An 11,222-nucleotide genomic window follows, 5' to 3' on the forward strand; every position below is an offset into this window, starting at 1 on the left:
TATCTGGTGATGGTCACCGCGGGGCGGTCGACGGCGCCGGCGAAGACGGCGGCCGGCCGCGGCCGACCCTGTTCGCCTTCACCGGCGACATCGCCGACCGGATCCTCGCGAACCTGTCCGCTCCCGCCCGGCCGGACTGCTCCGCCCCGGAGTGGCGGTGCTGAGGCGGGAGTCCCGGCGGGCGGTTCGCGGTACGGACGGCCATACGACCGGCTGGGCGGTTCGCCGTACGACCGGCCGGGTGGTTCGCCGTACGACCGGCCGGGCGGTCCGGTGGGCGGCCGCGACCGGGGCGTCGGCCGTGCTCGCCTGCGGGCTCGTCCCCGTCCTGCCCGCCGGGGGCGCCCAGGCCGACGAGGTCAGGGACAGGCAGCGGGAGGTGCTGCGGACCCTGGACCTGCCCCGGGCCTGGCGGACCTCCCAGGGGCACGGGGTGACGGTCGCGGTGCTGGACTCCGGCGTGGACGCGCGCCACCGCGACCTGGCGGGCTCGGTGACCGAGGGCAGGGACTTCACCGCCGGGGCCAACCCGCCGGGTACGGCGCCCCCGCGGCTGCACGGCACCTACATGGCCTCCCTGATCGCCGGGCACGGCCACGGCCCGGGCGGCGCCGACGGGGTGATCGGGGTCGCGCCCCGGGCTCGCGTGCTCTCGGTGCGGGTGATCCTGGAGGACGAGGAGCCCGGATTCCGGGAGTTCAACGCCGCCGAGCGGTTCGAGGACGTGGTGGCCAGGGGCATCAGGTACGCCGTGGACCACGGCGCCGACGTGATCAACATGTCGATCTCGAAGGAACTGGCCACCGGCGAGGAGCGGGCGGCGATCCGCTACGCGGTCTCCCGGGGGGTGGTGCTCGTGGCGGCGGCCGGGAACGAGGGCGCGGGAGAGGCCGCCGACGGAGGGTACGCGCCCTACTCCTACCCGGCGGCCTTCCCGGGGGTGGTCTCGGTGGCGGCCACGGGGCCGGGCCTGCGCCGGGCCTCCTTCTCCAACGTCAACCCCTCGGTCCTGGTGGCCGCCCCCGGCGTGGACGTCCTGGGCGCCGGCCCCGGCGACGCGTACTGGGTCGGCCGCGGCACCTCCCAGGCGACCGCGCTGGTCTCCGGCGTGGCCGCGCTGATCAAGTCGGAGCATCCGGAGATGTCGCCCGCGCTGGTGGTGCAGGCGCTCACCGCGGGGGCGACCCGGCGGCCGGCCGGCGGGTACGACACCGGCACGGGCTTCGGGGTGGTCAACGCCGCCCGGGCGCTGGAGGAGGCCGCCGGGATCCGCCGCCGGCCGCTCCGGGCCTCCGCCCCGCAGTGGTCCCCGCCCGGCCGGCTCGTCGACGCCGTGCTCTCCCGGCGGACCGTCTGCGTCCTGCTGGTCCTGCTCGTCCTCGCCCTGGCCGCCCACCGGCTGACCCGGTACCGGTACCGCCGCTCCCCCGCCCACCGCCGCCCGTGAGCCCGTTCCCGGCCGCGACGCCCCACCGCCGAGACCGCACGGTCCGTCCAACCTCCCGCCGAGACCGCACGGTCCGCCTAACCCGCCGCCGAGACCACGCGGCCCGCCCGCCCCACCGCGACCTCCGCTCCCCCGGTACAGCGGACACTCCCCGACCGGTCAAGACCTGGGAGAGTTCCACCGCCGACCCCGGCGCCTTCGGTAACGGCTCGGCCATCATCGCCATCGCCCTTCGGGGTTCCGCCCCTGCGGCGACGGCCCGGTCCCCATACTGCTAAGCGCCAGTTCGGCGTCACATCGGCCCGGCACGACCACATCTCACGTGCCCGGCCCGGAAAATCTTCGGGGGAAGAACAACCATGATCCGTCGTATTCTCGCGGCCACCGCCATCGTCGGCATCGCCGTCGCCGGCACGGCCACCCTGGCCTCCGCAAGCGTCTTCGACGGCCCCAACCCGCTCGAGCGCATCCTGGGCGAGAACAGCCCGCTCAGCTCGCTCCTGGGGGGCGGCGGCCTCAGCGATCTCCTGGACCGCGGCGACGGGGCCCCGCACGAGCAGCAGTACCCGGGCGACGGCCCGGGCGACGGCCCGGGCGACCGCTACCCCGGTGACGGCCCGTACGGCGAGTACCGCGGCGACGGCCCGCAGGGCTAGTTCCCGGGTGACCGCCCGCACAGCCGGTTCGCCGGCGGCATCACGTAGTCCGCGCACCCCCGGCGGCGCTCCCGCGCCCACCGCCGGGGGCGGCCCGCCCGCCGCGTCCCCTGATCCCGCGGGTCAGTAGGGGCGGGGCACCGGGTACAGCTCGGGGAAATGGCAGGCGCTCTCATGCGAGGCGCCGGGCCGTACCTGCAGCGGCGGCTCCTGCTGGGCGCAGACGTCCCGCGCCTTCCAGCACCGCGTGCGGAACCGGCAGCCCGACGGCGGGTCGGCCGGAGAGGGCGGGTCCCCCTGCAGGATGATCCGCCCGCGCCGTTCGCGCCCGTCCGGGTCGGGGACGGGGACCGCCGACAGCAGCGCCTGGGTGTAGGGGTGCTCCGGCCGGCCGTAGATGTCGGCGTCCCGGCCGAGCTCGACCATCTTGCCGAGGTACATCACGCCGACGCGGTCGGAGATGTGCCGGACCACCGACAGGTCGTGGGCGATGAAGATGTAGGACAGGCCGAACTCGCGCTGCAGCCGTCCCAGCAGGTTGACGACCTGCGCCTGGATCGACACGTCGAGCGCCGAGACCGGCTCGTCGCAGATGATGATCTCGGGCCGGAGCGCCAGCCCCCGCGCGATGCCGATGCGCTGGCGCTGTCCGCCGGAGAACTGGTGCGGATAGCGGTCGGCGTGGTCCGGGTCGAGGCCCACGATCTCCAGAAGCTCCTGCACCCTGCGCCGGCGCCTCCCCTTGGGCAGCACGTCCGGGTGGATCTCGTACGGCTCGCCGACGATGTCCCCGACGGTCATCCGCGGGTTCAGCGAGGTGTACGGGTCCTGCATCACCATCTGGACGTTGCGGCGGACCTGCTTGAGCTCGGCGCCCTTCACCCGGGTGATCTCCCGGCCGCCGACCCGCACCGAGCCCGAGGTCGGCCGCTCCAGCGCCATCAGCAGCCTGGCCAGCGTGGACTTGCCGCAGCCGGACTCTCCCACGATGCCGAGCGTCTCACCCCGGCGCAGGTCGAAGGAGACGCCGTCCACGGCCCTGATCGCGCCGACCTGCCTCCTGGCCAGGACGCCCTGGGTCACCGGGAAGTGCTTGACCAGGTCGCGGACCTCGAGAACCGGGTCACCGGTGGCTGCCATCGAGGACCTCCCTCCAGTAGTGGCAGGCGCTGCCGCGGGTCGGGCCGATCCGGTGCAGCGGCGGCGCCTCGACGGCGCAGTTCCCCTGCCGGTAGGGGCAGCGCGGCGCGAAGGAGCAGCCCGGCGGCATGTCCAGCAGATTCGGCGGCTGGCCCGTGATGGCGTGCAGTTCCCGTCCCTTGCGGTCGACGCGCGGGATCGAGTCCAGCAGGCCCCTGGTGTAGGGGTGGGCGGGGGCCCGGTAGGCGTCGTGCACGAGGGCGTGCTCGACGATCCGCCCGCCGTACATGACGGCGATCCGGTCGGCCACGTCGGCGACCACGCCGAGGTCGTGGGTGATCAGGATCATCCCCATGCCGCTCTCGCGCTGGATCTCGGCGAGCAGCTCCATGATCTGCGCCTGCACCGTCACGTCGAGCGCGGTGGTCGGCTCGTCGGCGATCAGCAGCTCCGGTTCCAGCGCGACCGCCATCGCGATCATGATGCGCTGGCGCATGCCGCCGGAGAACTGGTGCGGGTAGTCGTGCAGCCGGCGGGCGGCGCCGGGGATGCGGACCCGGTCCATCAGCTCGACGGCCCGCCGCTCGGCCTCGCGCCGGGAGGCGCCCTGGTGCACCCGGAACATCTCGCCGATCTGCCACCCCACGGTGAAGACCGGGTTCAGCGCGGAGAGCGCGTCCTGGAAGATCATCGCGATCCGGCGGCCCCGGACCCGCGCCCGGTTCTCCTCGCTCAGCCCGAGCAGGTCGGTGCCCCGGAAGAGGATCCGGCCCCGGGTGACGCGCGCCGGGGGCGCGTCGAGGATGCCCATGATCGCCTGGGCGGTCACGGACTTGCCCGAGCCCGACTCGCCGAGCACGGCCAGCGTCTGGCCGGCCTCCAGCGTGTAGTCGACCCCGTTGACCGCCTGCACGACGCCCCTGCGGGTGGCGAACTCCACGTGCAGGTCCTCGACGGCCAGCAGCGGCTCGCTCCGCGGCGCGGCGCCGCCTCCCCAGGCGGGCAGCATCGATGGCGTACCGCCCGTGATGCCGGTCATGCTCTCCCCCTACCGCAGCTTCGGATCGAGGGCGTCGCGCACCGCGTCGCCCAGCATGATGAAGGCCAGCACCGTGACGCTCAGCAGCGCCGCCGGGAACAGCAGCGGCCCCGCGGCCTCGTGGAAGCGCGCCCGGGCGTCGGCGATCATCAGTCCCCAGGTGATGTCCGGCGACTGGACGCCGAGCCCGAGGAACGACAGGCCCGCCTCGGCGGCGATGAACACGCCGAGGTTGATGGTGGAGACCACGATCAGCGGGGCGATCGAGTTCGGCAGGATGTGCCGGAACATGAGCCGCCCCGCGGACGCGCCGAGCCCCCGGGCCGCGACCACGTAGTCCTGGCCCCTGGTCGTGATCACCGCGGCCCGCATGATGCGGAACGTCATCGGCCACGCCAGTACGGCCAGCGCCAGCGTGACCGTCCACACCGTGCCGGTCCGGAAGATCGACAGGATCAACAGCGCGCCGAGGACCGACGGGATGGCGAAGAACACCTCGGTCACCCGGGACAGCACCGCGTCGAGCCACCCGCCCCGGAACCCGGCCACCAGGCCGAGCAGGCCGCCGGCGAGCGCGGTGAGCACGGTGGTGCTCAGCCCCACCAGCACCGAGTTGCGGGCGCGTACACGGTCCGGGCGTAGGTGTCGCAGCCCTGGTTGTCGGTGCCGAACCAGTGGGCGGCGCTCGGCCCCTGGCGGGCGTTCCCGAGCACGCAGCCCGCCGCGTCGTACGGATCCACCGAGGTGAACAGCGAGGGCGCGACGGCCATCACCAGGATCACCGTGATCAGGGCCGTCGAGACGGCGAAGAGCGGGCGGCGGCGCAGGTCGTGCCAGGCGTCGTGCCAGAGCCCGGCGGGCCTGGCCGCCCTGGCGCTCCGGCCGGGGGACTTGGCGTGCCGGGCGCGCCGGGCCTTCGGGGGCGCGCCCTTGGGCGGTGCGGCGCTACTCATAGCGGATCCTCGGGTCGAGCACGGCGTAGAGCAGGTCGACGGCCAGGTTGGCCAGCACGTAGACCAGGACCAGGAGCGTCACGATGCCCACGACGACGGGCTGCTGGCGCTCGTAGATCGAGCGGAACAGCTCCTGTCCCAGCCCGGGCAGGTTGAAGATGGTCTCGGTGATCACCGCGCTGCCCATCAGGGTGCCGAGGTCGGCGCCGAGGTAGGTGACCACGGGGATGAGCGCGTTGCGCAGCGCGTGCCGCCCGACGATCCGGCGCCGGGGCAGCCCCTTGGCCACCGCCGTGCGGACGTAGTCGGCGCGCAGGGTCTCCGCCAGCGTGGTCCGGGTGAGCCGGGTGAGGTAGGCGATCGACGTCCCGGCGAGCACGAAGCCGGGCAGCAGGTAGCTGCGCCACCCGTCGAAGGCGCCCGAGATGGGGAAGAAGTCGATCCCGGTGCTCCGCTTGAGCTCGACGCCGAGCAGGAGCTGCAGCACGAAGCCGGTGACCAGCGTCGGGATGGAGATCAGCAGCAGGGTGGCGGCCAGCACCAGCGTGTCCTGGGCCCGGCCCCGGCGCAGCGCGGCGTAGAAGCCGAGGCCCACCCCGATGACGGCCTCCATGACCAGCGCGGTGAGCGCGAGGTTCAGCGAGACCTGGAACTTGCCGGCGATGATCTCCGAGACCCGGATCCCGGCGAACGTCTCGCCGAAGTCGCCCTGGAGGAGCCCCGAGAGATAGTTCCAGTACTGGACGAGGAAGGGGTCGTCCAGGTGGTACCGCTCGGTGAGGACGGCGAGGAGGTTGGGGTCCATCCTCCTGTCGCCGGCCATCGACGCGATCGGGTCGCCCGGCAGCGCGAAGACGACGAAGAAGATGAGCAACGTGGCGCCCAGCAGCACAGGGATCACCTGGAGCAGGCGCCGGATGACGTAGCGGCCCATCGGATCCGGCTACGGGCGTGCCGGGATCGACCGGCGGGGGAGGCGCTTCACGGATGGCCTTTCGTCGATGGGAACGGGCGGGGCCGCCCGGCGCCTCCTGGTGGGAGGACGCCGGGCCGCCGCGTCGCCCGGGCCCGTCGGGGCCCGGTGGCCCGCGTCGGGCCCGTCGGTCCGGGTGCGGTCGCCTCCGGCGGGATCCGGGGCCTAGGCCGCCCTCTCGACCGTGGTCCACTCGACCTGGTTGATCAGGTTGATCTTGACTCCCCGGACGTGCTGCGAGAACGCGGCGTTCAACCGGTAGAAGAAGATCGGGATCATCGGCAGGTCGCGCAGGAGCAGGTCGTCGGCCTTCTGGTAGTACTTCAGGCTCTCCGCCTGGCTGCCGGCGGTGTCGCCCTTGGCCACGAGCTCGTCGAACTCGGTGTTGGAGTAGCCCGCGAAGTTCGCACCGGTCTTGATCGCACCGGTGGAGAACATCGGGGTCAGGTAGTTCTCCGCGGACGGGTAGTCGATGCTCCAGCCCATCCGGTACATGCCGCCGTACTTCTTGGTGTCCAGCTCGTCGAGGATCTGCTGGAGCTTCTCGAACGGCCGGACCGTGACCTCGATGCCCAGGTTGGAGCGGAGGTTGTTGGCGACCGCCTCGATCCACTCCTTGTGTCCGCCGTCCATGTTGGAGGCGAGCTCCAGCTGCTTCGGCCCGCCCGCCTCGTCGTAGAGCCGCTTGGCCTGTGCGGGGTCGTAGGCGCAGGCCGTGCAGGCGCCGGGGCGGTAGCCGTCCAGCAGCGGGTTGATGAAGTCGTCGGCCGGGGCGCGCGTGCCGGAGAAGACCGTCTGGGTGATGGTCTTGCGGTCGATGGCCATCGAGATGGCCCGGCGGATCTGCGGGTTCTCGTACGCCTTGTTGGCCATGATCGGGAAGCCCACGTAGCCCACGCCGGCGTCGGCCTGGTCGATGTAGCGGTCGCCGAGCTCCTTGGCGGTCGAGATCGCCGACGGCGGCAGCTGCTCCAGGATGTCGAGCGTGCCGCCCTGCAGGTCGTTCCAGGCCGTCTCGGCGCTGGTGTAGATCCTGAACTGCAGCTTCTGGAACTTCGGCTTCACCTCGGGGAAGTACTCGTAGCGCGTCAGCTCGATCGTCTGGTCGGTGCCCTTGTTGTAGGGCTTGTCCATCTTGAAGTAGCCCTGACCGATCGGCTGCTTGGCGTACGCCTCGGTGATCTTCCCGTCCTCACCGAAGGCGGCCTTGGGCAGCGGGTAGAACACGGTGTAGCCGAGCATCGTCCTGAACTGGGAGAACGGCTGGCTGAGGGTGACCCGGAAGGTCTCGTTGTCGATGACCCGCAGACCCTTCAGCTGCTTGGTCGCAGGGGTCTTGCCCTCGCCCGGGTTCAGGTCGGCGTAGCCCAGGACGCGGGCGAAGAAGTAGTTGCCGCCCTGCGCGTTCTCCTGGTTGGCCGCGTAGTTCCACGCGTCCACGTAGTTCTGCGCGACCAGCTTCTCGCCGTTGTGCCAGGTGAACCCCGGCTCGATCTTGATCGTCCAGACCCTGTTGTCGGTCGACGAGATCGAGTCGGCGACGAAGTCGATGACCTGCTTGTTCTCGTCGTACTTCACCAGCGGGGCGAAGATCGCCCCCATGACCTCGGCGCCCTCGGCCTCGGTGGTGTCGGCGGGGTAGAACAGCTTCTGCGGCTCGCCGATCTTCATGCGCACGGGCTGACCGGCCCCGGCGACCCCGCTCTCGGAGGTCCCGCTGCCACATGCGGCGAGCCCCAGCGCGAGCAGCACGGTACCGGCGATGATCTTCGCGCCCTTGGTGACACGCATTTGTGGTAAATCCTCCCTTTACAGGTGGGCGTCGACACTGAGCTCCGATGCCCGGGGCAGCCAGGCGGAGGATGCGCGCACCTCGGCCCCCGCTGACCCGGCCAACGCACTGACGCCACACCAGTCGGACGCGACTATTCCGCACCGCCCCACACCGGGTCGTCTCCGTGGTGTTGCAGTTCGGTCACGCGCACGCCGCCGAGCGTCACACGGTGACCGCCCCGCGTGACATGGACTCCCACATGCATACAAAAGAGACATTAATGCATATGTGGCACAGGAATGGCCCCGTCAAGATACCTTCGCGACCGGGGTGCTCACGCTGAGGTCCGCACCCGTCCGGTCCTGGACTACCGTTGGCCTGGGGCGGGGGCCTGAATCCTGGGAGAATCCACACAATCCGCATGGAACCTCCCGGCTGGGACTCCCGTCCAATGTGCGGCGGGCCCACCGCCGCAGGCATGTCATCCACCACCATCCAATAGAGTCCTTGCCATGAGCCAGCCGGAATCCGCCATCGCGGACGCCCAGGCGGGCGGCCCTAGTGACGGCACCCCCGCCAAGGGGCAGGAGCCGCTGGCCGAGCTCGCCGCGCGTCACGGTCTTCGGCGTGCCATCGCACGCCCGAGCCTGCCCGCCTACCTGCGACAGCTGTGGGAGCGGCGGCACTTCGTCATGACGTACGCGACCTCGCGCAACGTCTCGAAATACAGCAACTCCGCCCTGGGCCAGCTCTGGCAGGTCCTCACCCCGCTGCTCAACGCCGCGATCTACTGGCTGATGTTCGGCCTGATCCTCGGCGCGAAGGGCGACATCGAGAACTACACGGCGTTCCTGATCACCGGGATGTTCGTCTTCACCTACACCCAGCGCGCGGTGAGCGGCGGCGCCAAGTCGATCTCCGGCAACCTCTCGCTGATCCGCGCCCTGCACTTCCCCCGTGCGGCGCTCCCGTTCGCCTACACGATCCAGGAGTTCCAGCAGCTGCTGATCTCCATGGGCGTGCTGGTCGTGCTGGTGCCCCTCACCGGTGAGGCGCCCACGTGGCTCTGGCTGCTCGTCCCGGTCGCCCTGCTGCTGCAGACGATGTTCAACATCGGCGCCAGCCTGGTCCTGGCCCGGGTGGGCGCCACGGCCCGCGACCTGAACCAGCTCCTGCCCTTCATCATGCGCACCTGGCTCTACACCTCCGGGGTGTTCTTCGCCATCGAGCAGCGCGTGCTCAGCGCCGGGCTGCCGCAGTGGATCGCCGACGCCATGTACCTCAACCCCGCCGCCGCCTACATCGAACTCATGCGCGACCTGCTCATGCGCTCCTACCAGGGGCCGTCGCACATTTGGATCGTCTGCGTATTCTGGGCACTGTTCGCCCTGATCGGTGGCTTCTGGTACTTCTGGCGAGCCGAGGAGAAGTACGGCCGTGGCTGAGTCGACCGAGGAGCTGTCCCGAGTGAAGGCCGAGGAACCCGGCGCCCCCCGCGCGGATGTCCGGGTGCATCCCGACCCCGAGCCCCCGCAGGCGGCCCGCACCCCCACCGTCGTCGTCGACGACCTGCACATCATCTACCGCGTGTACGGCGCCGCCACCGACGCCGAGAAGGGCAACGCGGCCAACGCCCTGATGCGCCTCCTCAAGCGCCAGGGCCGCCCCCAGACCAAGGAGGTGCACGCCGTCCGCGGCGTCTCCTTCGTCGCTTACCACGGCGACGCCATCGGCATCGTCGGCCGCAACGGCTCCGGCAAGTCCACCCTGCTGCGCGCCATCGCCGGCCTGCTCCCCCCGCACTCCGGCGCGGTCTACACCGACGGCCAGCCCTCCCTGCTCGGCGTCAACGCCGCCCTGATGCGCGAGCTCACCGGCGAGCGCAACATCGTGCTCGGCTGCTACGCGATGGGTCTCAACCCCCAGCAGGTCAGGGAGAAGTACGACGACATCGTCGACTTCTCCGGCATCGGGGAGTTCGTGCAGTTCCCCATGTCGACCTACTCCTCCGGCATGGGCGCCCGGCTCCGCTTCGCCATCGCCTCCGCCAAGGCCCACGACGTGCTGCTCATCGACGAGGCCCTGGCCACCGGCGACCGCGACTTCAAGCGCAAGAGCCAGGAGCGCATCAAGAAGATGCGCGAGGAGGCCGGCACGGTCTTCCTGGTCGCGCACAACCTCGATGTGATCGAGGAGACCTGCAACCGGGTCATCTGGCTGCACAAGGGAAAGATCAAGATGGACGGCGACCCGAAGACGGTGCTCGCCGCCTACAACAAGGGCTGACGACGGGGCAGGATGAGGAGCGTCCGAAACCACGCTCCTCACCGGAGGTGAACGGTGTCCCCACGGCCACCCGTCCCGTACGACTTCCTGCTGCCCGTCCCCGCGCTGACCGTCGAGAGCGACGACGTCCGCGACGGCGAGACCCTGGCCGACGTCCACGTCTTCAACGGCTGGGGCATGTCCGGCGGGAACGTCTCACCGCACCTGCGCTGGTCGGGCGCCCGGAGGGCACCCGGAGCCACGCGGTCACCTGCTTCGACCCCGACGCCCCCACCGGCAGCGGGTTCTGGCACTGGCTGCTGTACGACATCCCCGCCGACGTCACCGAGCTGCCTCGGGGAGCGGGCACCGCCGACACGCGGTTCGGCCTGCACGGCCGCAACGACTACAGCACCAAGGAGTACGGCGGCGCCGCCCCGCCGCCCGGCCACCCGCACCGCTACCTGTTCGCCGTGCACGCCCTGAGCGTGGAGAAGCTCGGCGTGGACGCCGACGCCCCGCCGGCCGTGATCGGTTTCAACATCACCGCCAACACCCTGGCCCGCGGCTACCTCGCGCCCGTCTACCAGGTGGGCTGAGCGCGGCCGACGGCGCACCGGCGTGTCCTGGGGCGATCGACTGACACCGGGACCGGCGTTCGGCTATGATTCGAACGTTGTTTCGATCAGGGATTCTCAACCAGGAAGCCGTCATGGAGTGGGGGCGCGCGATGCGAGAGCTGTCGACCGCGATCGACCACCTGGCCGCAGAAGATCCGTCCGATGTCCCCCATCTCCAGCTCACCCAGCAGCTCATCGAGCTGCACTGGCAGATGGCCAGGCTCCAGGCCCAGATCGCCCGCCGCACGTCCGTCCGGACCCCCGGCGACTGAGCGGCTCCCGCCTGGACCAGCACGCGAAGAGACCGGCCGGTGCGCACCGGCCGGTCTCTTCGCACGTGTGCCCGGACCTCCGT

General features: G+C 71.2%; 11 protein-coding genes and 1 pseudogene. 6 read left to right on the plus strand and 6 right to left on the minus strand.

Features of this window, described 5'->3' with window-relative positions; translation table 11 throughout:
• Positions 1 to 241 precede the first annotated feature (241 nt).
• Together ACWJ6R_RS19835 and ACWJ6R_RS19840 are read left to right on the plus strand one after the other, a co-directional pair.
• Positions 242 to 1,447 carry a S8 family serine peptidase gene (locus ACWJ6R_RS19835; protein WP_449063660.1) on the plus strand — a complete coding sequence of 402 codons (1,206 nt, stop codon included), beginning with the start codon at positions 242 to 244 and terminating at the stop codon, positions 1,445 to 1,447.
• A 359-nt stretch (positions 1,448 to 1,806) separates the two neighbouring features.
• Entirely contained in the window at positions 1,807 to 2,103 is a 297-nt protein-coding gene (locus ACWJ6R_RS19840; protein ID WP_449063661.1) for a hypothetical protein, read from the plus strand.
• A 123-nt stretch (positions 2,104 to 2,226) separates the two neighbouring features.
• Here the strand turns inward: ACWJ6R_RS19840 and ACWJ6R_RS19845 are convergent, their stop codons facing one another.
• The 6 genes from ACWJ6R_RS19845 to ACWJ6R_RS19870 form a co-directional block, all read right to left on the minus strand.
• A complete protein-coding gene (locus ACWJ6R_RS19845; protein WP_449063662.1) occupies positions 2,227 to 3,243 on the minus strand; it encodes an ABC transporter ATP-binding protein in 1,017 nt (338 codons plus the stop codon).
• Positions 3,227 to 4,282: an ABC transporter ATP-binding protein gene (locus tag ACWJ6R_RS19850; protein WP_449063663.1), complete on the minus strand. Its 1,056-nt coding sequence runs from the start codon at positions 4,280 to 4,282 to the stop codon at positions 3,227 to 3,229. Before ACWJ6R_RS19850 ends, ACWJ6R_RS19845 begins: the two co-directional genes overlap by 17 nt.
• Before the next feature lie 9 nt (positions 4,283 to 4,291).
• The gene (locus ACWJ6R_RS19855; protein WP_449063664.1) at positions 4,292 to 4,885 is read right to left on the minus strand and encodes an ABC transporter permease; all 594 of its coding nucleotides are present in this window, start codon (positions 4,883 to 4,885) and stop codon (positions 4,292 to 4,294) included.
• On the minus strand, positions 4,876 to 5,235 hold the full coding sequence (locus tag ACWJ6R_RS19860) for a hypothetical protein (RefSeq protein WP_449063665.1): 360 nt from the start codon (positions 5,233 to 5,235) through the stop codon (positions 4,876 to 4,878). The genes ACWJ6R_RS19855 and ACWJ6R_RS19860 overlap by 10 nt, the downstream gene beginning before the upstream one ends.
• Positions 5,228 to 6,169, minus strand: coding sequence for an ABC transporter permease (locus ACWJ6R_RS19865; protein ID WP_449063666.1), 942 nt, complete (start codon positions 6,167 to 6,169; stop codon positions 5,228 to 5,230). Before ACWJ6R_RS19865 ends, ACWJ6R_RS19860 begins: the two co-directional genes overlap by 8 nt.
• Before the next feature lie 204 nt (positions 6,170 to 6,373).
• On the minus strand, positions 6,374 to 7,999 hold the full coding sequence (locus ACWJ6R_RS19870) for a peptide ABC transporter substrate-binding protein (protein WP_449063667.1): 1,626 nt from the start codon (positions 7,997 to 7,999) through the stop codon (positions 6,374 to 6,376).
• A gap of 495 nt (positions 8,000 to 8,494) precedes the next feature.
• On the opposite strand from ACWJ6R_RS19870, the gene ACWJ6R_RS19875 reads away from it, so the two are divergent.
• The 4 genes and pseudogenes from ACWJ6R_RS19875 (at position 8,495) to ACWJ6R_RS19890 (ending at position 11,139) form a co-directional block, all read left to right on the plus strand.
• The gene (locus ACWJ6R_RS19875) at positions 8,495 to 9,427 is read left to right on the plus strand and encodes an ABC transporter permease (RefSeq protein WP_449063668.1); all 933 of its coding nucleotides are present in this window, start codon (positions 8,495 to 8,497) and stop codon (positions 9,425 to 9,427) included.
• Positions 9,420 to 10,268 (plus strand): ABC transporter ATP-binding protein, encoded by an 849-nt coding sequence (locus tag ACWJ6R_RS19880; protein WP_449063669.1) that lies wholly within the window; start codon positions 9,420 to 9,422, stop codon positions 10,266 to 10,268. Before ACWJ6R_RS19875 ends, ACWJ6R_RS19880 begins: the two co-directional genes overlap by 8 nt.
• Before the next feature lie 54 nt (positions 10,269 to 10,322).
• Positions 10,323 to 10,846 (plus strand): annotated as a pseudogene (locus tag ACWJ6R_RS19885) (YbhB/YbcL family Raf kinase inhibitor-like protein).
• A 131-nt stretch (positions 10,847 to 10,977) separates the two neighbouring features.
• Positions 10,978 to 11,139 (plus strand): hypothetical protein, encoded by a 162-nt coding sequence (locus ACWJ6R_RS19890; protein ID WP_449063670.1) that lies wholly within the window; start codon positions 10,978 to 10,980, stop codon positions 11,137 to 11,139.
• The last annotated feature ends 83 nt before the right edge of the window (positions 11,140 to 11,222 follow it).

The organism is Planomonospora algeriensis (assembly GCF_977012225.1).